19 protein-coding genes, 1 tRNA gene and 1 other RNA gene are annotated in these 20,722 nt (G+C 40.5%); 4 read left to right on the plus strand and 17 right to left on the minus strand.

The genetic code is table 11. From position 1 onward, the window contains the following. Positions 1 to 13: 13 nt before the first annotated feature. Both RBATCC27255_RS06415 and RBATCC27255_RS06420 read right to left on the minus strand, forming a co-directional pair. Complete coding sequence (locus tag RBATCC27255_RS06415) at positions 14 to 1,516, minus strand: O-antigen ligase family protein (protein WP_101029246.1); 1,503 nt, start codon at positions 1,514 to 1,516, stop codon at positions 14 to 16. Between the two features lie 23 nt (positions 1,517 to 1,539). Then, complete coding sequence (locus RBATCC27255_RS06420; RefSeq protein ID WP_101029247.1) at positions 1,540 to 2,220, minus strand: sugar transferase; 681 nt, start codon at positions 2,218 to 2,220, stop codon at positions 1,540 to 1,542. A 482-nt stretch (positions 2,221 to 2,702) separates the two neighbouring features. Here RBATCC27255_RS06420 and RBATCC27255_RS06425 point away from each other — a divergent pair, with 482 nt between their 5' ends. The 4 genes from RBATCC27255_RS06425 to RBATCC27255_RS06440 all read left to right on the plus strand — a co-directional run bounded on the left by RBATCC27255_RS06425 (position 2,703) and on the right by RBATCC27255_RS06440 (position 5,964). Then, positions 2,703 to 2,999 carry a DUF1292 domain-containing protein gene (locus tag RBATCC27255_RS06425; RefSeq protein ID WP_101029248.1) on the plus strand — a complete coding sequence of 99 codons (297 nt, stop codon included), beginning with the start codon at positions 2,703 to 2,705 and terminating at the stop codon, positions 2,997 to 2,999. Positions 3,000 to 3,044: 45 nt separating this feature from the next. After that, a non-coding RNA gene (ssrS, locus tag RBATCC27255_RS06430) (6S RNA) lies at positions 3,045 to 3,236 on the plus strand. 56 nt (positions 3,237 to 3,292) lie between these two features. Next, a complete protein-coding gene (locus tag RBATCC27255_RS06435; RefSeq protein WP_101029249.1) occupies positions 3,293 to 4,255 on the plus strand; it encodes an NAD(P)H-dependent glycerol-3-phosphate dehydrogenase in 963 nt (320 codons plus the stop codon). A gap of 17 nt (positions 4,256 to 4,272) precedes the next feature. After that, complete coding sequence (locus RBATCC27255_RS06440; protein ID WP_101029250.1) at positions 4,273 to 5,964, plus strand: glycosyltransferase family 39 protein; 1,692 nt, start codon at positions 4,273 to 4,275, stop codon at positions 5,962 to 5,964. A 42-nt stretch (positions 5,965 to 6,006) separates the two neighbouring features. Here RBATCC27255_RS06440 and RBATCC27255_RS06445 read toward each other — a convergent pair whose 3' ends face one another. From RBATCC27255_RS06445 to RBATCC27255_RS06515, 15 genes are all read right to left on the minus strand, one after another. Continuing rightward, entirely contained in the window at positions 6,007 to 6,852 is an 846-nt protein-coding gene (locus tag RBATCC27255_RS06445; protein WP_101029251.1) for a DegV family protein, read from the minus strand. A gap of 106 nt (positions 6,853 to 6,958) precedes the next feature. After that, complete coding sequence (locus tag RBATCC27255_RS06450; RefSeq protein WP_101029252.1) at positions 6,959 to 8,179, minus strand: nucleotidyltransferase domain-containing protein; 1,221 nt, start codon at positions 8,177 to 8,179, stop codon at positions 6,959 to 6,961. Then, positions 8,163 to 8,666 (minus strand): S24/S26 family peptidase, encoded by a 504-nt coding sequence (locus RBATCC27255_RS06455; RefSeq protein ID WP_147639978.1) that lies wholly within the window; start codon positions 8,664 to 8,666, stop codon positions 8,163 to 8,165. Before RBATCC27255_RS06455 ends, RBATCC27255_RS06450 begins: the two co-directional genes overlap by 17 nt. After that, on the minus strand, positions 8,653 to 8,916 hold the full coding sequence (locus RBATCC27255_RS06460) for a PqqD family protein (RefSeq protein WP_101029341.1): 264 nt from the start codon (positions 8,914 to 8,916) through the stop codon (positions 8,653 to 8,655). Before RBATCC27255_RS06460 ends, RBATCC27255_RS06455 begins: the two co-directional genes overlap by 14 nt. A 157-nt stretch (positions 8,917 to 9,073) precedes the next feature. Then, entirely contained in the window at positions 9,074 to 10,702 is a 1,629-nt protein-coding gene (groL, locus tag RBATCC27255_RS06465) for a chaperonin GroEL (protein ID WP_101029254.1), read from the minus strand. A gap of 31 nt (positions 10,703 to 10,733) precedes the next feature. Further along, entirely contained in the window at positions 10,734 to 11,018 is a 285-nt protein-coding gene (locus RBATCC27255_RS06470) for a co-chaperone GroES (protein WP_015523751.1), read from the minus strand. Positions 11,019 to 11,286: 268 nt separating this feature from the next. Further along, the gene (locus tag RBATCC27255_RS06475) at positions 11,287 to 12,909 is read right to left on the minus strand and encodes a PASTA domain-containing protein (RefSeq protein WP_169923280.1); all 1,623 of its coding nucleotides are present in this window, start codon (positions 12,907 to 12,909) and stop codon (positions 11,287 to 11,289) included. 179 nt (positions 12,910 to 13,088) lie between these two features. After that, positions 13,089 to 13,164 (minus strand) — tRNA-Ala (locus tag RBATCC27255_RS06480). A 65-nt stretch (positions 13,165 to 13,229) separates the two neighbouring features. Continuing rightward, on the minus strand, positions 13,230 to 13,880 hold the full coding sequence (locus tag RBATCC27255_RS06485; protein ID WP_101029256.1) for a thiamine diphosphokinase: 651 nt from the start codon (positions 13,878 to 13,880) through the stop codon (positions 13,230 to 13,232). Then, positions 13,862 to 14,749: a ribosome small subunit-dependent GTPase A gene (gene rsgA / locus RBATCC27255_RS06490; RefSeq protein ID WP_101029257.1), complete on the minus strand. Its 888-nt coding sequence runs from the start codon at positions 14,747 to 14,749 to the stop codon at positions 13,862 to 13,864. Before rsgA ends, RBATCC27255_RS06485 begins: the two co-directional genes overlap by 19 nt. A gap of 11 nt (positions 14,750 to 14,760) precedes the next feature. Continuing rightward, positions 14,761 to 16,866 carry a Stk1 family PASTA domain-containing Ser/Thr kinase gene (gene pknB / locus RBATCC27255_RS06495; RefSeq protein ID WP_101029258.1) on the minus strand — a complete coding sequence of 702 codons (2,106 nt, stop codon included), beginning with the start codon at positions 16,864 to 16,866 and terminating at the stop codon, positions 14,761 to 14,763. Between the two features lie 18 nt (positions 16,867 to 16,884). After that, positions 16,885 to 17,610, minus strand: coding sequence for a Stp1/IreP family PP2C-type Ser/Thr phosphatase (locus RBATCC27255_RS06500; RefSeq protein WP_169923281.1), 726 nt, complete (start codon positions 17,608 to 17,610; stop codon positions 16,885 to 16,887). A 1-nt stretch (position 17,611) separates the two neighbouring features. Next, positions 17,612 to 18,628, minus strand: a complete 1,017-nt coding sequence (rlmN, locus tag RBATCC27255_RS06505) for a dual-specificity RNA methyltransferase RlmN (protein ID WP_101029342.1) — start codon at positions 18,626 to 18,628, stop codon at positions 17,612 to 17,614. A gap of 23 nt (positions 18,629 to 18,651) precedes the next feature. Then, positions 18,652 to 19,992 (minus strand): 16S rRNA (cytosine(967)-C(5))-methyltransferase RsmB, encoded by a 1,341-nt coding sequence (rsmB, locus tag RBATCC27255_RS06510; protein ID WP_101029260.1) that lies wholly within the window; start codon positions 19,990 to 19,992, stop codon positions 18,652 to 18,654. Between the two features lie 19 nt (positions 19,993 to 20,011). Further along, positions 20,012 to 20,716 carry a zinc metallopeptidase gene (locus RBATCC27255_RS06515; protein ID WP_101029261.1) on the minus strand — a complete coding sequence of 235 codons (705 nt, stop codon included), beginning with the start codon at positions 20,714 to 20,716 and terminating at the stop codon, positions 20,012 to 20,014. Positions 20,717 to 20,722: the final 6 nt, after the last annotated feature.

Genomic DNA, 20,722 nt, shown 5'->3' on the forward strand with positions numbered 1-20,722 from the left:
GATTATACAAGCATCAGAGCATTGTTCTCGTAATGCGTTTGAGCCTTTTTCCGTGAAAAAGACACTGACTTTCAAGCGTCGGTTCAAACTTTGTGATGTAGCAACTCATATAGCCCATAATCAGCCAGAACCACACCACCATAAATGATATGTCATAGAGCAATGCCTTTTCAAAGCAGGCAAAAAACAAATATGCGAAAAGAAAAGCAAACAGACAGGGGTAAACATCGTCACGGTATGTTTTTTTCTGAAGGAACAAATGCTGTGCGGAGTGTTTTGCAAACCGAAAGCCGAAAATTCCGAAAAGAACAAAACCGATTATGCCTGTTGAAACCAAAATTGTAAGGAAACCGTTGTGCAAATCACTTTTGTGATAGGAATACTCCAAAGCACCGTTTGAATATTCAGCACTGTAGAGAACGATATTTCCGTTTGAGATTCCGACAATCGGCGACAGTTTAAAAAGATTGATTGATTCAAGCCAAAGCTTCTTTCTTCCGCTGTCAATGTTTTTGTTTTCGTGTGAAAAGGTTATTTTATCCTTTTCAAGCTGTTCTCTCTGTTCGGGAGTCAGGTCTTCCTGCACAAGTTCGCTTTCGGTTTTGCCTAAAAGCAAATCGACAACAGAGGTTGTCTTTGATACAACAACGGAAAAGCCTTCCTGACAAATCGTTCTGAACATTAAGGCAGAGCCTGTAAGGAAAACTCCCACAAGAAACAGCGCTGTAATTTTCAAAATAATTTTTGACGGTGAAAGTCCCGCCTTGTCGGCAAAGAACATATAAACTATATAAACAATTGCATATCCGAGAGCAAGCACAAGCGATGCGTTTGAGTCACACAAAATAAGTGAAAAAATATTTGTTGCAAGACAGGCTACAATCCATATCTTACTGATGCCGGGTTCAGGAATTTTTTCGGCAATCCTGCGCATAAAATGTCCCTTTGAGAGCATATGACAGCAAAAAATCGACACCACTGCTATGAAACCGAGCAGATTCGGATTGACATAACAACCCGTGAATCTGTTTTCGTAAACGGTGAACTTAATCCAGTACCACTCAAATTTTATGCCGAACATAAGGCAGCTTATGCCGATTATGTTCATTACCGTTGTGATGTAAGTGATAAATTTAGCAATGTGATACAGCTCAATTCTGTAATCAAAATCAGGCTCTGTGTGCATTCCGTAAAAAAGGAAGAAACACATTACTGAATGCAGCAGCATAACAAGGCTGTAAAGAATTGTCTGTGAAAAGTTGAGAAGTATTGAAAATACAGTCACGGCAAGGAATGCGCCTATCCATATTCCGAAACGCAGTTTAAAGAATGTGTTGTTCCGCCTTTGGTTGTACACCACAAGGCAGACGCCCCATATAAAGAGAAAAACAAGAAGCACATAAGCAGGAATCTGGAGAAAAGCAATGTTGGTAAAAAACAAATCTATAATATAGATTCTCCTGAAAAGCGATGAATCGGAAAAAAATCTTCTTAGCTTTTGTTTAAAATCGGTCATCTGAATACTCCAATCAAAACGAATCAGTTGAAAACCTCTTTAATGGTTTTGAGCATCAGCTTAATGTCAGATCCAAAGCTGAAATTTTTGACATATGAAAGGTTAAACTTCATCTTTTCGGGAAGAATTTTCTCAACATAAACTCTGTCAACATTCATCTCCCCTTTTAACAGCTTTTCCTCATCCTTATACATAATTGATGCAAGAGAGGTTATTCCTGCAGGCATAAGCAGAGTTGCAAAATATTTCGGCTCATACATATCAACATAATGCTGAACCTCAGGTCGGGTTCCGACAATTGACATACTGCCTGAAAGAACATTAAAAATCTGAGGAAGCTCATCAAGACGATACTTGCGGAGAAACCTGCCTATATCGGTGACTCTTGAATCGCAGTCGGTTGTGACAAGTGAGCCGAGTTTGTCAGCTCCTGTTATCATAGTACGAAACTTAAGAATCTTAAATTTCTTTCCATATGTTGTAACTCGTTGCTGCTTATAAAACACAGAACCCTTTGAATCAATTTTAATAATAACGGCAATTACTGCTATGGGTATAATCAGAAACACAAGCAAAATGACAGACGCAAAAATATCAAGGACACGCTTTAAAATAAGACTGCCTTGCTTTTTGCAAAGAATGTCATAGTATTCTTTTACCTCAGCACACTGAAACTGCGGCGGAAGCTTTTGAAATGATTTCATTAAATAAAAAACTCCATTCTGTGTGTTTGTTGAGCATATGGAAAACAGACCTATGCGAGAATCGGAGATTATACCGCATTTTTACGCACTAATCCATTATCAAATATCAAAAGCATTATATATCTTTTAAAATCAATTTTCAAGGCTATTTCTCTTACAAAAAGTTTACAATTTGATAAAAGCATTTTAATACAACGTAAAAACCGACGGTATGCAGCCGTCGGTTTTTAGGTAATTTTATGGAGTAATCAAGCACATAGAAAGGAAGTTGTTAGTAATTTAAAGACAATATATTATTTATCTTGTTTATACTATATCATGCTTTTTGGTGATTGTCAACACTTTTTTTAAAACTTTTTTATTTTTTTAATATCTTTTATTTTTAACCAAAAGTCTTAAATGCCTTGACTAAACGGTCAAAAAAATGTAAAATGGATATGAAAGAAAGCAAAACAAAATTTATAATAAACGGAGGCTATAAGATGGCTAACGAATATACACCGGATCTCATTACCCTTATCGGCGATAACGGTGAAGAGATTGAGTTTGAAATTCTTGACATAATTGAAAATGACGAGGGCAAATTTTATGTGCTCTATCCTTTCTTTGAAAATCCGGAGGACGCGGTAAATGATCCCGGTGAGTATTATATTTTTGAAGTTAGTGAAATTGACGGCGAAGAAGAGCTTGCCGAAATTGAAGATGATGAAAAGCTCGACAGAATTGCCGCTGTTTTTGAAAAGCGTTATAATGAAGAATTTTATGACGAAGACGACTGATAATAGCTTTTTCTGCATATAATAGTATTGCAGGTAAGTGAGTTTAAATTCCTGCCCGATACGCGAATGATTTTAAAATAACCCTACAACATTTAAATCGGGAGCTTCGCTCCTTTGAACCGTGTGCAGACCTCCCGTTTTCTCGGAAGAAGGGAGCCTGAAGTTCAAGGGCTGGCACCCACCTGTCACTCAAGTAGGCAGGTTATTCCAAAAATCATACGGTCGGGCGGGTTTTTTATTGTTATTAAAGCTATATAAAATATCAATAATATATAAACAGGAGAAGTAATAATATGAATATTTCCGTTTTAGGTTGCGGTCGCTGGGGCAGCTGCATTGCCTGGTATCTCGACAAAATCGGTCATAATGTTTTGAGCTGCGGGCTTGTCGACGCTCCCGAGTTCATACAGCTTAAAGAAACATATAAAAACGATTACCTCACATTTCCAAAATCTATAGAGGTATCATCAAACCTTGAGCATGCAATTGAAAGAGCCGAGGTTATTATAATTTCGATTTCATCTCAGTATCTGCGTTCATATTTTGCAGACATTTCAAAATATAATCTTGACGGCAAGACAATTGTCCTCTGCATGAAGGGTGTTGAGGCAACTACGGGCAAAAGGCTCAGCGAGGTTGTCGGTGAGTTTGTTGATGAAAGCAAAACTCCTGTTGCAGTGTGGGTCGGTCCCGGACATCCGCAGGATTATGTAAGGGGAATTCCAAACTGTATGGTTATCGACAGCAATAATCACGAGGTTAAGGAAAAGCTCGTAAATGAATTTACAAGCGACCTTATCAGATTCTACCTTGGAACAGACCTTATCGGCAGTGAAATCGGCGCCGCTGCTAAGAATGTTATCGGCATTGCGGCAGGTATGCTTGACGGACTTAACTACACCTCACTAAAAGGTGCGTTGATGGCAAGAGGCACACGGGAAATTGCACGACTCATTAAGGCGCTCGGCGGCAATGAAATGAGTGCCTACGGACTTTGTCATCTTGGCGACTATGAGGCTACCTTGTTTTCAAAATGGAGTCACAACAGGATGTACGGAGAAAGCTTTGCAAAAGGTGACAGGTTCACAAAGCTTGCCGAGGGTGTTATGACTTCAAAGGCATTGTACAAGCTTGGTCAGGAATACGGAGTTGACCTTCCGATTGTTGAATCGGTGTACAAGGTTTTATTTGACGGTACAGATATTAAAGAGGCGCTCGGTACTCTGTTTATGCGTTCTGTCAAGAAAGAATTTTAATTGGGCAGGTACATAATATGAGTAATACTAAAGCTAAAAACAATTCAAAAAATTCAAAAAAATCTAAGCAGACTGCAAAAACGGTTACTTCTGTCAAAAAGCAGAATACAGTCGAGTATGTTATTGTAAACATTCTTTGTCTGTTTGTATTCATAGCATTTGCATACATAGCAATTATGAGCTTTGTGCAGACAAGCGTGTTTGATTCGGCAAATTACGGCAGTGAAGTAATTTTGTATCAAACGGATAATATTGCACTTAACATTCTGTTCACTGCTCTGTTTACGGTTTTCATATTTAAAATGAAAAAGCACTATGACTTTTTCGCAAAGGTAAATCTGAAATATATGCAAATCTGTCTTGCGGCTTTTGTTATGATTGTGGGACTTGTGTGGATATTCTCAGTAACCTCTGTTCCTGCAGCTGACAGCTACAACATCTATGAAACAGCGTCACAGGCGGCAAAGGGCAACTATTTGTCATTTCAAAACAACAGCGGTTTTTACAACAGCGACTTTTACAGCGGATATGCCTACTACAACTTTTATCCGTTTCAGCTTGGCTTTGTGTTTATAAGTGAAATTTTTTACAGAATTTTCGGCACAGAAAGCACAATGTCCATTCAGGTGTTCAATGTAATGTGTACGGCGGCGGCTTATCTGGGAATTGTAAACATTACAAAACTGCTTTTCAAAAAGCGTTCGATTGAATTTATTTCAATCCTTTTGCTTGCCGGATGCTTCCAGCCTGTTCTCTTCTGTACCTTCGTTTATGGTAATATTATAGGTATGTGTTTTGCAATTTGGGCATCATACTTCCTCATCAAGTATTTTCAGACAAACAAATATTTATTGCTCATTCCATGTGCCGTGCTTCTTGTTGTTTCAACGCTTGCAAAGTACAACAACCTGATTTATCTTGTTGCGTTTGTTATTATGCTGATTATTCACACAATTAAGGCTAAAAAGTGGCAGAGCATTGCGTTTGCACTTGCAATCTGCATTGCTGTTGTCGGAACAAGCAACCTTGTTATTATGAGCTACGAGAACCGTTCGGGCGTTAAGCTTTCAAGCGGTGTTACACAGGTTATGTATCTTGATATGGGTATCAACGACTCCTATATGGCCCCCGGTTGGTACAACGGTATTGCACTTGACGATTACAGAAATGCGGGGCTTGATGCCAAAGCAGGAAATGCACAGGCTTGGAGCAATATCAAATCAAGAATGAATTATTTCGGCAAGAACAGTAATTATATGATTGACTTCTTCTCGAAGAAAATCACCAGCCAATGGAACGAAACAACCTACGAAAGCATCTGGGTAAGCAAGGTTAAAAATCATACAAACGAGCTTAATTGGATCGGCAAAGGAATGTACGACGGCAGTATCGGACAGTTCTTTGAACTGTATTTTAACTTATATATGCAAATTCTTTTCATAGCATTTGCGGTGGGAATTTACTTCCTGTTCCTCAACAAAAAGACAAACATCGAAACAGTACTGCTTCCCCTTGTTCTGTTGGGTGCATTCGGTTATCATCTGCTGTTTGAGGGCAAATCACAATATGTGCTTACTTACATAATTCTTATGATTCCTACAGCGTCGTTCGCATTTGAGTGTATTCTCAACGGCAAATATACAAAAATCAAAGAATTTGTCGGAAAGCTTAAAGAAATTCCCGAAAAGAAAGAAAACGAAAAAGCCTGATAAAATGATTGAAGCGGACAGTTAATTATGTCCGCTTTTTCTTTACTCTTTTTTGACAAATGCAATACCCGTGCTGCCCTCTCCTATATGACTGCCGACAACACAACCAACGCTGACGATACCGCCCTCATCAAATACAACTCCTTTTGAAATTATCAGCTTTGAAAAATACAATGCAAGGTTTCTTGAATTGGTGTGCATTATATAAAGCGGATAATTTGAGTCTATTTCGTATTTTTTCAATGACATCAGCATATGATTCATACCGTGGCGCATTCCGATTGTCTTAGCCTCAAAAGCTACACTGCCCGACTCGGCAATACTGATTACAGGCTTTATTCTCCCTGTTGAGCCGAGTAATGCGGCGGCATTTGTATGTCTGCCGCCGCCATACAGATACTTCATATCATCTATGCAGGCATAAACTATAATTCTTTTTCTGAATTTTAAAAGAGAATCCGCAATTTCTTCAGCCGTAAACCCATTGTCACGAAGCCGCAGAGCTTCTTTCACAACAAGTTTTTGTCCGGCTGAGGCAGATTTGCTGTCAACAACATAACAATTTTCATATCCGAGCAAATCTCTTGCAAGAACTGCACTCTGATATGAACCGCTTAATGCAGAGGAAACAGTTATAATAACAACCGAGTCACCGTTATCTCTCGCCTTTTTTAAGACACATTCGTAAACATACGGTGACGGTTGAGAGGTTTTCGGCAAAGTTTTCGACAGCCTTGCAAGCCTGTAAAAGCGTTCCTTTGAATGAAGAAAATCATCCTTATATTCCTTTCCGTCAATAAACACAGCCAGAGGTACCGTTGAAATGCCGAGTCTTTCGCTTTCGGAATGTTCAAAATCAGCGGCTGAATCGGTAATAATTCTGATCATATATAGGTATCACCTCAAAATAATATCTTGTAATATTATTTTCAAATTTACCTTAATTATGCAAAAAAACCGACAGCAAAAACTGTCGGGAGGTTGATTTGCATATTCAATTTCCGAAATTATTTATCCCAATACCGTCAAAACCCATTTCATCCAAAAGGGACTTGTACAAATTTACATCTTCATCCGTGTATGACATACGGTTTTTGATACCCGATTTAAAATTGATATCTCTGTCTACAAAAAGCCTTTTTCCCCACATATGACACCATGAAATCGGTAAAAGGAACGGTGTTTTTTTTACATATGGATACTTATACTGCATTTCGGATTTTGGTGGAAATATAGAGGACACAAGATATGAGAACTTTGATTTGTTATTCTCGGTAATTGTCTTGTGGGAATTTATCATCGTGCCGACATCTACCCTGCCGAGTGTACCGCTGAGCAGAATATATTCTTCGATATCATCAAATTTAAGTTCAGCCTGTGGCTTTGCAAACCAGTTGAACGCAATCTCACGAACACGCTTTTCATACTTTGCAATACCGATTTTTTCAAGCATCACATTAAGATAGTCATAATCAAGCTCAGATTGATGATTTTTCAAGAAAACATAGCTGTCAAGCACCATTCTTGCTCCCATTCCGCCGATTCTGAAATGATTCGAGTTATGAACAAGCATATAGATATAAAAGTCCTCATGGCTCATTTCATATGAATAGCTGTAGCCGTCACGCTTTATTGAACGGTCAAGCTGATTAACAAGCAACGGATAGGATTTCTCGTTTTCATGGACAAGAGTTGCATGCATTTCAATGTTCATCATCGGTTTTTTTTCAAAATGATACTGGTTGTCATCTTCATTCAGAAAAGTGTATCCGAGTTCGGAAAAAACTTTTTTAACCAAATCAATCTGCTTTCTGTCAAACAGAATATCAACATCCGACACGGAACGAAAATCGGAACGGGGATACTCTCTTTTCATAAAATATCCCTTTAAAGGAATGTTCTTGATTTTGTTTTTATCAAAAGCCTTCAGAATCTTTTCGGTTTCATATGAGAGATTTCCGTCAATCAGCATTTCAGCCGATAACTCCTGCTTGAATTTTGCATATACTTCGGGGGAAACATATTTTTTGTCAAGCGTCAAAACCGCATTGGCAACAAGAGCTTCCACACTGCAATACTTTGCAAGCATCTTTATCGACTGCCATTTTATTCCCTCATAGGGAATCAGAGGTGCTGTGCCGTTTACAGACGAAGAAACAAGTTCAAGCAGATATTTAAATTCAATTTTTTCATTATCGTTAAGATGTTTCTTCATTTTTATTTCCTTTTTTCGGTTTTAATTTACCAAATGTATTTTTGGTTCTTACAACAATTGAAACTATAACCCGTCTTATGGGCTTTGAATAGAACATAAATTCAAGATAGGCTCTGTACTTCAGCGAATTAACTTTATAAGGCTTGCCTTTTCTGTAAAAAGCCGTTACGACCCCTACTATGTCTTCATCGGTAATACCCTTTTCAACCTCAAACTGATTATCGCCGCACATCGTGTAACTGCCGTCACCGCCAAAGTTTACAACTCTGTGAAGCACATATGAGCCGTCTTTTCTCCTGTATAAGGGCAAATCAAAAAGATGGAGCCTTCCCTTCGGTTTTGATAAAACTACCGTGTCGTCACCGTCACGGAGCATCGGAAGCATACTTGTCCCCCTTGGATTGAATGTGACCGTGCCGCCCGCGTCAAGCTTTTCGGCAATAATCTGCATCACATCATCAAGATTTACATCTTTATTCAAGGACATCAGCCTCTTCCAGCTTTTTGATAAAGGAATCAATATCGGCACTCGCCTTTTCTTCGCTCACTTCATACTCATCAAGCATTGCTTTGAGCAAATCAGCCTTTTCGCAATCGCTTTGGAGCTTTTCAAAAAGGAATGCACCTGTTTCGTTAAGGTTAATAATTCCGTTAAAATCAAGCGTCAGCTTATTTACGGGAACTACAACATACGAATCTGCAACCTTTCGCAGAACAAAATCTTCTTTTATCTTCATAAAATCACCTGTTTTCCGTGTGAATTTTTTATCCGTATTTAAATTAATTATAATATACCTTTCGACAAAAAGCAAGAAAAAGGATTTGAGCATAAAATTACCGCAGACCTTTTGAGTCTGCGGTAAAATTTATCTATAATATTATAAGCTTACGGGATTAGTACATTCCGCCCATATCAGGTGCTGCGGGAGCTGCCGGAGCTGCAGGCTCTTTGATGTCTGTAACAAGTGATTCTGTTGTAAGAACCATTGCTGCAACAGAGCTTGCGTTCTGAAGAGCTGAACGCGTAACCTTTGTCGGGTCAACGATACCTGCCGAAACCATATCTGTGTATTCCTCTGTAAGAGCGTTGAAGCCATAGCCAACCTTGTTAGCCTTCTTAATATTCTCGCAGATTACGCTGCCCTCAAGACCTGCGTTAGCAACAATCTGACGGAGCGGTTCTTCAAGTGCTTTAAGCACAATCTTAGCACCTGTCTTAGCGTCACCCTCGAGAGTGTCAACGAACTCAGCAACAGCCGGAATAGCGTTCATGCAAGCGATACCGCCGCCTGCTACGATACCCTCTTCAACAGCAGCCTTTGTAGCGGCAAGAGCATCCTCAATACGGAGCTTCTTTTCTTTCATTTCAACTTCTGTTGCGGCACCAACCTTGATAACTGCAACACCGCCTGCGAGCTTTGCAAGACGCTCCTGAAGTTTTTCACGGTCAAAGTCAGATGTTGTTGTTTCAATCTGCTGTCTGATCTGAGCAACTCTGCCCTTGATAGCTTCTTTATCGCCTGCACCGTCAACAATGATTGTGTTTTCCTTTTCAATCTTAACCTGACGGGCAGTACCGAGCTGGTCAACTGTTGTATCCTTGAGTTCAAGACCGAGGTCGGATGTGATTACAGTACCGCCTGTGAGCGTTGCAATATCCTGAAGCATTTCTTTTCTTCTGTCGCCAAAGCCCGGAGCCTTTACTGCAACACAAGTGAATGTGCCTCTGAGTTTGTTAAGTACGAGAGTTGTAAGAGCCTCGCCCTCAACATCTTCAGCAATGATAAGGAGCTTCTTACCCATCTGAACAATCTGCTCAAGAAGTGGGAGAATTTCCTGTGTAGTAGAAATCTTCTTATCTGTGATAAGGATAAGCGGATTGTCAAGCTCTGCAACCATCTTATCTGTATCTGTTACCATATAAGGAGCGATGTAACCTCTGTCGAACATCATACCCTCAACAACCTCACTGTATGTTTCGGCTGTCTTTGACTCCTCAACTGTGATAACACCGTCTGTTGTAACCTTTTCCATAGCCTCTGCAATGAGCTTACCGATAAATTCATCCTGTGATGAAACTGTGGCAACTCTTGCGATATCGTCTGTACCCGATACCTGCTTGCTGTTCTTCTTTACAGCCTCAACTGCAACATTAACGGCATCTGCAATACCCTTTTTGAGTACCATAGGGTTAGCGCCTGCAGTTACATTCTTCATTCCCTCTCTGATAAGAGCCTGAGCAAGGAGTGTAGCTGTTGTAGTGCCGTCACCTGCGATATCGTTAGTCTTGATAGAAACTTCCTTAACAAGCTGAGCACCCATATTCTCAAAAGGATCTTCAAGCTCAATTTCCTTTGCAATTGTTACACCGTCATTTGTGATGAGCGGAGCACCGAACTTTTTGTCAAGAACAACATTTCTGCCCTTAGGACCGAGTGTGATTTTTACGGTATCTGCGAGCTGGTCGATACCTTTCATTAAAGCCTTTCTTGCCTCTTCGCCGTATGCGATTTGTTTAGCCATTGTAAATTACCTCCGTATATTTAACAGTTAATTATTCAAGAGTTGCGAGTATGTCTGACTGGTTCACGATTGTGTACTCTTCGCCGTCAATCTTTACCTGTGTGCCTGCATATTTGCTTGCGATTACCTTATCGCCAACGCTGACATACATTTTTACTTCCTTGCCGTCAACGACACCGCCGGGGCCAACAGCAACAACGGATGCGAACTGTGGCTTTTCCTGAGCAGCAGATGAAAGAATGATGCCGCTCTTTGTTTTTTCCTCAGCTTCTTCAACTTTTAAAACGACTCTGTCGAGTAATGGTTTGATTGTCATAAATACAGCCTCCTGTAAAAATTTAATAATTGCATTTTAATTGGTTAGCACTCTTGTTTCCTGAGTGCTAATTATATTTTATACCATTTTCAAAAAATGTCAAGAGAAATTTGACTATTTTTGACCTTTATTTTGTGACAGTTTTCTGAAAATTTTTATAATGTGATTTTTATCGGGTATATTACGATATTTAATAATAATTCTCGTTTTATCAAAAAAATAAGACGAACCGAAAAAGTCCGTCTTAAAAGCTATGTTGTTTAGTTAATCAGTTTGATGATTGCGTATTTGTCTGTTCTTTGCCTTTGCTGACAATGAGAATAACAGTTGAACCGTATTCAAGAGTATCACCCTCAACATGTTCCTTATAGCGAATAACTCTGCCCTCGGCAACCTTGTCACTGTACTCATACTCTGCAGTTGCAAGAAGTCCCTGAGCGGCAATGTCCGACGCTACGGAATCAAGCTTTTCACCCTCAACCTTTGGGAGAGTTCTCATCTGTGAACCCTTGCTTACGCAGATACTTACTACAACCGAATCTTCCTGCGTAATTTTTGAGCCTGCGGCAGGTGACTGCGACATAATCTTGCCCTCTGCATAGTCATCGCTGTATTCGTCGTTAAGCGTTCTGTAAATTGTGATATTACTGTTGCCTTCGGCACTCTTTACGGCATCTTCATATGTCATTCCCACATAGTTCGGAATTGTTGCACCTGTCCACTCGGTACTCTGAGTAGAGCTTACGCTTGCATCGGTATTGTTAGCAAACATTCCGGCAAGAGGGTTCTGCATCAGCCAAAATACGCCTGCGATACCGAGAACAAGAACTGTTACAGCGGCAGCAATAATAATTATTGATGCGTGCGACATACCGTTAGAGGTTTTGCGCTTACGCTCGTTCTTTGAGAGATTCATACTTGCGGTTCTTGAGATTTCATCCTGAATTGCCTTTGCTGTATGGGCAACGGAAAGCTGAGAACGAAGCTCGTCAAAATCTGTGATACGGTTTTCTCTTTCAACCTGCAAGCCGTTTGCAAGAGCCGAAACAACATGCGGCGGGAGCCGCTTTACGGTTGTTGTGCTCATAAGAAGTCTGCTGTCCTTACGGCGCTCAACGGCACTCTTTGGCATATGACCTGTAAGCGCATAGAAAAGCGTTGCACAAAAGCCGTAAATATCGGTAATATCGTCAAGCGGAAAATTGTCATCGTACTGTTCGGGAGCAGCACTTCCCGAGAAAAGCTGTGATTTAAGAGGCGTACCTCTTTTGCGTTCATTTTCAGATGCAAATCCGGAAATCTTAACCTTACCCGTTGCCGTTATATACATATTTTTAGGCGCAATTGCATAGTGACCGATGCCTCTCTTATGAAGAGCTTCAAGAGCGGAAATTACAGGCATAAAAAGCGGTCGTGCAATATCCCACTCAAGATGACCGTTACTGCGTTCAACATACTCTTCAAAAGGAATGAGATCCTCGTTTTCCTCAACAACATAAACCGTGTTGTTCTCTTCAAAAATGTTGTGAACATTCATAAGAGCAGACAATTCACGAAGCTCGGAAAGAATTTTATAATAGTTGAGAAAATCATCTTTGAGCTTATTATAAACCAGACGATTTTCATAGTTAATTTTAACCTCTGCAGTTCCCTCGTCACGGGAAAAAAGTCCGATGGGAAGAAATTCACAGATGATTACGATGTCACCTGTCTGTTTGTCGTGGCTAATATAGCGCGTGCTTTCACCATTGGTATCAATTCCTGCACCGACAATATAGCGGTTTTGAAGAATAGTTCCGTATGGTAAAAAAGGAGCCTGCTGTTTTTCTGTTGTATCAAATCCGCAGGACGGGCAAATCTTATTGTCACCTATTTCCTGCATGCATCCCATACACAATGACATATTATTACTCAACTCCAAATAAGTTTCAATTTCAAATTTTGTCTAAAAAGAATTATACCATAAAAACATATTTCTTTTCAAGTCTTCAAAGTGTTAATATAATTACAATTTTGTTATTGCAAATCCGAAAAATAATAATTCTTTGCAAATATTGTTATGACATAAATTGGTGGAGATAACGGGGCTCGAACCCGTGACCTTCTGACTGCCAGTCAGACACTCTCCCAGCTGAGCTATACCCCCATATAATGTTGACATTACACACGGTATGTACAAGATACATTTTAATGCAATATCAAATAACAAAATCAACATTCTTTCAAATTGATTATAAGTATTGCATTTCCGTCATATATATCAATTGTTGCCATATCAGAAGTAAATATATTGGAAACACCCAAAGTAACGCTGCTCGAAACACAGTATTTTTCAAGAGGATACTTTGTTCCCGAATAGCTTACGCAGACACTCGGACATCCGAAAGGGAAAAGCGAAAATGTTTTGCCTTTAAAGTTTTTATATTCATAATGACCTACGGGAAGAAATTCTATTTTCTCTTTTTCAGAAAGGAGAACGCCCTTACTTCCGTGTTCGTGAATATACGAAAGAACTGCCACATTTGCAAAGCTATGGTCAAAGCGACCGCCCAATGCGCCGAGAATCACTATCGTATCAAAATTCTTTTCAAGCGCCAAGCCGACAGAATGCATAGTGTCGGTGTCATCCTTTTCGGGAATAAGACGAACAGTTTTGGTATTGGGAAACAAGACATTTGGCTCTGAATCAAAATCGCCCACAACAAGATTTGGAGTAATCCCTGCCTGTTTTGCAAAATCGCAGCCCCTGTCGGCACATATCACATAATCATCAGGTTTTATGACCTCGGACAAAAAATCCGAATTTGTGTCAGGCGAGCCTGAAATAATCACACAACGCATAATTACTCCTTTATCTGCCATAATTTGATATCTTTAACCTCGTTGTACATCTGGGTATAACTGCGGTGACGGGTTTCTTCAATTTCACCGTCAGAAAGTGCTTCAAGTATTCTGCAACCCTTTTCGCAGGTGTGAGAACATGAAGTAAACATACACTCACCGATGTATTTTTCAAACTCAGGAAAGCAATACTGCAGCTGAGTTTTGTCAATCATTTCGTATCTTTGAAGGTCGACCGTTGAAAATCCGGGTGTATCGGCTACAAAACAGCCGTCAAGCTCAAACAGCTCAACAACTCTTGTTGTGTGTCTGCCTCTGCCAAGCTTTTTACTTGTCTGTCCTGTTTCGAGTGAAAGCGATGGAAACAGCCTGTTGAGCAAAGTAGACTTGCCCACACCGCTGTTGCCGATAAATGCCGAAACCTTACCGTGAAGATAGCTTTTAAGCTCTTCCGTTTGAGAAGAAGAATCATCGGAACAAAGAAAAACACGAAAACCTGCGTGTCTGTAAATATCGGCAATCCGGTCACCGTTTTCAAGGTCGTTTTTTGTAACGACAATCACGGGTTCCATATTGTTATTTACTGCCGCCGCAGTCATTTTGTCTATAACAGTAAAATTCGGCAGCGGCTCAACAGTTGAACACACAAGAACGAGAATATCAAGGTTTGCAAGGGCAGGTCTGCGGAGCTTGTTTTTGCGTGGGAGAATTTCTTCTATCGCACAAAAACCGTCATTCGGAACGGAAATCTTCACCTTATCGCCTGCCATGGGAGAGTTTCCGTTTTTGCGAAAACTCCCCCTTGCCTTACATTCGTAATCTGCGTCATCGGCACGAACATAATAGAACCCGCCGATTGACTTCATTAAAATTCCGCTTTTAGTATCCATACTTCACCCGATTATAATTCAGGATCATCCGTAACCGGCTGAACGGTTGTGTCAGGCTCAACATACGGATCTGTGTAATACTGTGTCGTCGGTTCTGTTTCAGGCGGAGCGGTTGTCGGAACAACATAATCATGTGACGCAGTTGTTGTAACCGTTGTCGTTGCAAAATCTACAGAATACTCTCTGTAAGCCTGACCGTCAAGCTGAATTACCACACTTGAGGTGCCTGAACCCTTAAGCTCAAGAGTATAGGTCTTATTATACTTTGGCACAAGCGTTTTTGAATTTTGCGAATCAACAGCACCGTCAACAATTACCGTCATATCAACCGAATCCTCAACATCCGACGGCAGATCGACAAAGATGTTCACCGTGTTTATATCGCCAAGACCTGAGCTTACCGTAAGCGTTATAACAGAGCCTGCGTCAACCTTGCCGTACTGGAGAGGTGTCATACCGAGAACTGTATCCTTTGGTTCTTTACTGTCATCATCGGTTACAGTTTCAACCGTAAGTCCAAGATCAACAAGTGTCTTTTTGGCTTCTGAAAGTGTAAGTCCGTCTACCGAAGGAAGTGTAACCTTATCTGTTCTCTTACCGCCGGCTACATACACATAAACGGTAGAACCGATTGTAGTCTTAACTCCTGCCTTTGGGAAGCTTTCAATCGTGTAGCCCTTGGGAGTTTTGGTGTTTTCAACATATATAATTTCCGGAATCAGATTTTTATCCTTAAGAGCCTGAGTCGCTTCACTTTCGCTGTAGTTTGTTATGAAAGGAACAGAAACCTCTGTATCCTTACCGTTTACAGTGACCGTGATAGTCGAGCCGGACTTTACTTTCATGGAACCGCCTTTTGGCTCCTGATCGAGAATAACACCCATTTCTTTGGATTCATCGTATTCGCTTTTTACCTCGAACTGGAAATCATTCGGATTATTTTCTTTTACAGAAACAAAGGCTTTGCCGACATAGTCCGGAACTTCAACATCCTTTGCCTGAGAGGTTGAACAGCCTCTCAGCATTGCAAGTGCAAAGAAAATTGCGCAAACCGCTACAGCGGCAATTACAATGCCTTTAATTGCGTAGTATGACGGCTTGTGTTCCTTAACAAAATCCTCGTCAGCAAACTTATCTTCCTTAACAACAACATTATCTTCCGGCATATCAACAACCTTTGTTGCATCACCTGCAACCTTTTTGTCTACACCGCTGTCACGCAATGAATGAACAAACTTTGTAGGCTGGTCATCAACGAATGATTTATTACCGTAGTCAAACACAATTGAGGGATTAAGTCTGAATCTTTCAATATCTGAAAGCATCTCGGCGGCAGAGGTGTAACGATTTGACGGAAGCTTTTCCATGGCCTTCATTGTAATCTGTTCAAGACCGATTGGAATACCCGGGTTAATCTCACGGGGACGCTTTGGTGTTGACTGCAACTGCATAAGTGCAATTGTTACGGCACTGTCGCCATCAAACGGAAGCTTGCCTGTGAGCATCTCATAGAGCATTACACCGACAGAATAAATATCCGTCTTGCCGTCTGTTGCATTTCCTCTTGCCTGTTCGGGTGCAATGTAATGAACAGAACCGATTGCCTGCTCGGTCATTGTGCGTGTTGATTTATCTGAAAATCTCGCAATGCCAAAGTCCGTAACCTTGATTGTACCGTCCTGCAAAAGCATAATATTCTGCGGCTTGATGTCACGGTGCACAATTCCGCACTCATGAGCATGCTGCAAAGCCTTTAAAATCTGTGTTGTAAGGTGAATTACATCCTTCCACTCAATTATGCCCTGCTGATCAATATATTCCTTGAGTGTAATGCCGTCGATGTATTCCATTACAATATACTGAATCATATCGCCAAAGCTTACATCATACACCTTTACAATATTCGGATGTGAAAGCATCGCAATGGCCTTTGATTCGTTTTTAAAGCGGCGGATAAACTCCTCGTTATTAAGATATTCGTCCTTAAGAATCTTTACGGCAACTTCACGGTCATCTACAGTATCGGTACAACGGTAAACATTTGCCATACCGCCGACACCGATAAGCTCATGGATTTCATATCTTCCGTCAAGTCTTTTGCCCAAATATTTATCCAAAACAGTCAACTCCTATCCTTAGTAAATCACGGTAACTGTAATGTTATCAGAACCGCCACCGTCTTTGGCCTTGTCAACAAGCTTTGTGATAAGACCCTCACCACGGTTTTCATGACATATTTTTACCATATCTCCTGTTGTGACGCAATTGGAAAGTCCGTCGGTACAAATGAGAAGGACATCACCGTAAATAAAGTTGGCTTCAATATAGTCAAGACGCACCGACGGCTTGATGCCGAGCGCTCTTGTTATAAAGTTCTTGTTAGGATGATTTTGTGCCTGCTCATATGTAAGCTCGCCTCTGCGAACCATTTCCTGAACAACGGAATGATCCTCTGTAAGCTGTTTGATTTTGCCGCCTCTGATTGCGTATGTGCGGCTGTCACCGACATGAACAACATGAACGGTCGTATCCTTTACAAAGACAAATTCGCAGGTTGTTCCCATACCCGTGAGCTCCGGGTCTTTCATTGACATTTCAAAAACCTTCATATTGGCATTGACAACAATTTCTGCCATAAGCTCGCCAATCTGCTCTTTGGTCATATCGTCTTTGTACAAATCGGTAATTTTGGTGCTGATATACTCAACGGCTGTTGCACTGGCAATATTACCACCGTTTGCACCGCCCATTCCGTCGCACACAACTGCCCAGACACAGCTGGGAGAAATAACTCCGAAGCGACAGTCATCCTGATTCTGATTACGAACAAGTCCTATATCACTTTTGCTGAATACTTCCAAGTTATTTACCTCCTTCTTCAATATGCTTTCTTTTGAGCTGACCGCACGATGCGTTTATGTCGCTTCCGAGTGTTCTGCGCACGGTTGCTCCGATATTTTTGGCAGCAAGAATCTTTATGAATGCCTGCTGTCTTTTAATATTGCTTTTTAAGTAGCCTGTTCCCTCAACAGTGTTGACGGGAATCAAATTAACATGGCTTTGTGTACCCTCAAGTCGTTTTGCAAGCTCTCTTGCGTTTTCATCACTGTCATTAACTCCGCTTATCATAGAGTATTCAAATGTAACTCGGCGGCCCGTTGTTTTGAAATAATCCGAACAAGCCTTTAATAATTCTTCAATAGAATATTTTCTTGCAATGGGCATTGTTCGCTGTCTTATCTCATCATTCGGGGCGTGCAGCGAAACCGAAAGCGTTATTCCGAGATGAAGTTTTGCAAGTTCATAAATTTTTGGAACTATACCGCAGGTTGAGAGCGTTATATGCCGCATTCCTATGTTAAGACCGTTGTCGGACGAAACCAGTCGAAGAAATTTTACAACATTGTCAAAATTATCAAGCGGCTCACCCATTCCCATAAGAACAATGTTAGAAATTCTTATGTTAAGATCACGCTGTGCCGTTTCAATCTGTCCGAGCATTTCTGACGGTGCAAGGCTTCGTGAAAAACCGCTTTTGCCTGTTGCACAAAATGTGCAGCCCATTTTGCACCCAACCTGTGTTGAGATACAAATTGAATATCCGTGCTTGTAACTCATTACAACAGACTCTACGCATTCGCCGTCATTAAACGAAAAAAGGTACTTGACTGTTTTATCATACCTTGAAACAAGTTTTTTTTCAATATTTGCAACAGAAATGTAACAACTTGATTTTAAAAAAGTCTTTAAATCAGCGGAAATGTTACGCATATCGTCAAAATCGGTCACATTTTTGTACAACCAATCATAAATCTGCTTTGCTCTGAACTTTGGAAACCCGTTTTCTGTAACAAAATCAGTCAGCTCATCAAGCGTCATTGACTTGATATCCGTTAAATTATTCAATTTGACGCCTTCTTTCCGAATAAGCTGATGTAAAATCCGTCTGTTCCGCAGGTGTGCGGCATAAGTGTTATTTCGTATGGTTCTTCATCAAATGCACGGGTAATTCCGTTTGGAAGTTTTAACGGTACTCCGTAAAAATCGGGATGTTCCTTAAGAAAACGCTTTGTGTTTTTATTGTTTTCTTCAGGATTCAATGTACAGGTAGAATAGATAAGCTTACCGCCTACTGCAAGATTTTTCGCACTTGCACAGAGAATCCCGTACTGCAAATCGGGCAAATCGTTGGATATAAGGTCGTCCTTGTATCTGATTTCAGGCTTTCTTGACATAATTCCAAGACCGCTGCAAGGAACATCGCAGAGGATTCTGTCCGCCACAGGAAGTGCCGTGTCATTTGTTGACGCGTTGCGCAGAAGCGTTGAAATGCAAGTGATGCCGAGTCTTTTAGCACCTGCTGAAATCAGTTTCAGTTTATGGTCGAACATATCACAGGAGAAAATTCTGCCGCGGTTGTTCATATACTGAGCCGCCGAAAACGACTTTCCGCCCGGTGCGGAACATACATCAAGCATAATATTGCGAGGCTTTGCGTCAAGAAAATTCACACAAAGCTGGCTTGACGCATCCTGAATATGAAAAAGTCCGGACTTGTACGCTCTGAGTCTTTCGACCGAGCCTGTATTTTCAAGATAGAGTGCGTTGTCGATAAACGGGATTTTTTCCGCAACAACGCCCTCATCGGATAATTTCTTAATTAATGTGTCTGCATCTGTTCTGAGGGTATTAACACGACAACAGATTTTGGCTCTGCCGTTAAGAGATGCCAAAAGCTGTTCGGCATTATTTTCTCCGTAAGAATTAACCCACAATTTAACGATACTTTCGGGAACGGAATATTTTACCGAAAGATATCGAACCCTGTCCTTTTCATCGGGTAATGTATATTTAACCTCTGCCCTTGTGATATTGCGAAGAATTCCGTTTATGAAACCCGAAGACTTTTGAAGCTTGTGCTTTTTGGCAAGATTAACGCTTTCGTTGACTGCCGCACTGTCGGGAACTTTGTCCATAAACAAAAGCTGAAGTATTCCAAGGCGGAGAATATTTTTCGTTTTTGTTTCAATTTTCCTTAACGGAATTTTAGAATAAGCTCTGATAATATAATCAAGCGTGATTCTTCTTTCCAGAACACCGTAAACGAGTGCTGAAACAAAAGAGCTGTCAACACTCGAAAGACGGTTTTCCTTTATGGCATTATTCAAAGCAATATTTGAATATGCTCCCTCATTTTCAATTTTAAGCAACACATTCAGTGCAATATTGCGTGTATTTGCCATTTTAATCTCCAAAATAAAATTATCTTCTGCGGTTGTTCGCAATTACAATCAATCTTAAAAGCTGCATAATTGCAGTAAGTGCCGCTGCAACATATGTCATTGCGGCTGCCTGAAGCACTCTCTTTGCGCCTGTGTATTCTTCACCGTAAAGAAGATCGCCGTTTCTGATTGTTTCAAGCGCTCTTTTTGATGCATTAAACTCTACGGGAAGTGTTGCGATTGTAAAGAGTACGGAAAGTGCAAACAGGATTATACCTATATAAAGAAATACAAAACCTACTCTCTGTGTAAAACAAAAACCGATTATAATAAAAATCCAACTGAGGCTTGAACCGAGTCTTGCAACAGGAAGAATAAACGAACGGATTCTGTTAGGCAGATAATTTTCTGCGTGCTGAACTGCATGACCTGCCTCATGACAGGCAACGCCTACAGCCGCAACGGAGGTGCTGTTAAAAACCGTGTCGGAAAGTCTGATTACATTTGTTCTCGGGTCAAAATGGTCTGTCATACTGCCTGCAACATGCTCAATTCTGACGCCTGTTACACCGTGCTGACGAAGAACATATTCAGCCGCCTGAGCGCCTGTCATATTTCTTGAATTTCTTATCTGTGAATATTTTGAAAAAGTTGTTTTAACTTTGACCTGACAAATCAATGTTATTATGATACAAGGAACAATAAACACAAGATAGGTCATATCAAATCCGTAAAAGAAGCCCATAAATCA

The sequence above is a fragment of the Ruminococcus bromii genome, from assembly GCF_002834225.1.
Classification (GTDB): domain Bacteria; phylum Bacillota; class Clostridia; order Oscillospirales; family Acutalibacteraceae; genus Ruminococcoides; species Ruminococcoides bromii.

Excerpts from the sequence above, each read along its gene's own strand:
- RBATCC27255_RS06415 (WP_101029246.1), bottom strand. The coding sequence starts at position 1,516 with ATGACCGATTTTAAACAAAAGCTAAGAAGATTTTTTTCCGATTCATCG.
- RBATCC27255_RS06485 (WP_101029256.1), bottom strand. The coding sequence starts at position 13,880 with ATGGCAGATAAAGGAGTAATTATGCGTTGTGTGATTATTTCAGGCTCG.
- RBATCC27255_RS06460 (WP_101029341.1), bottom strand. The coding sequence starts at position 8,916 with ATGAAGATAAAAGAAGATTTTGTTCTGCGAAAGGTTGCAGATTCGTAT.
- RBATCC27255_RS06445 (WP_101029251.1), bottom strand. The coding sequence starts at position 6,852 with ATGATCAGAATTATTACCGATTCAGCCGCTGATTTTGAACATTCCGAA.
- RBATCC27255_RS06455 (WP_147639978.1), bottom strand. The coding sequence starts at position 8,666 with ATGTCCTTGAATAAAGATGTAAATCTTGATGATGTGATGCAGATTATT.
- RBATCC27255_RS06450 (WP_101029252.1), bottom strand. The coding sequence starts at position 8,179 with ATGAAGAAACATCTTAACGATAATGAAAAAATTGAATTTAAATATCTG.
- RBATCC27255_RS06435 (WP_101029249.1), top strand. The coding sequence starts at position 3,293 with ATGAATATTTCCGTTTTAGGTTGCGGTCGCTGGGGCAGCTGCATTGCC.
- RBATCC27255_RS06425 (WP_101029248.1), top strand. The coding sequence starts at position 2,703 with ATGGCTAACGAATATACACCGGATCTCATTACCCTTATCGGCGATAAC.
- RBATCC27255_RS06440 (WP_101029250.1), top strand. The coding sequence starts at position 4,273 with ATGAGTAATACTAAAGCTAAAAACAATTCAAAAAATTCAAAAAAATCT.
- RBATCC27255_RS06420 (WP_101029247.1), bottom strand. The coding sequence starts at position 2,220 with ATGAAATCATTTCAAAAGCTTCCGCCGCAGTTTCAGTGTGCTGAGGTA.
- RBATCC27255_RS06475 (WP_169923280.1), bottom strand. The coding sequence starts at position 12,909 with ATGGGATGCATGCAGGAAATAGGTGACAATAAGATTTGCCCGTCCTGC.
- RBATCC27255_RS06515 (WP_101029261.1), bottom strand. The coding sequence starts at position 20,716 with ATGGGCTTCTTTTACGGATTTGATATGACCTATCTTGTGTTTATTGTT.
- rlmN (WP_101029342.1), bottom strand. The coding sequence starts at position 18,628 with ATGACGCTTGATGAGCTGACTGATTTTGTTACAGAAAACGGGTTTCCA.
- rsmB (WP_101029260.1), bottom strand. The coding sequence starts at position 19,992 with ATGGCAAATACACGCAATATTGCACTGAATGTGTTGCTTAAAATTGAA.
- groL (WP_101029254.1), bottom strand. The coding sequence starts at position 10,702 with ATGGCTAAACAAATCGCATACGGCGAAGAGGCAAGAAAGGCTTTAATG.
- rsgA (WP_101029257.1), bottom strand. The coding sequence starts at position 14,749 with ATGGATACTAAAAGCGGAATTTTAATGAAGTCAATCGGCGGGTTCTAT.
- RBATCC27255_RS06470 (WP_015523751.1), bottom strand. The coding sequence starts at position 11,018 with ATGACAATCAAACCATTACTCGACAGAGTCGTTTTAAAAGTTGAAGAA.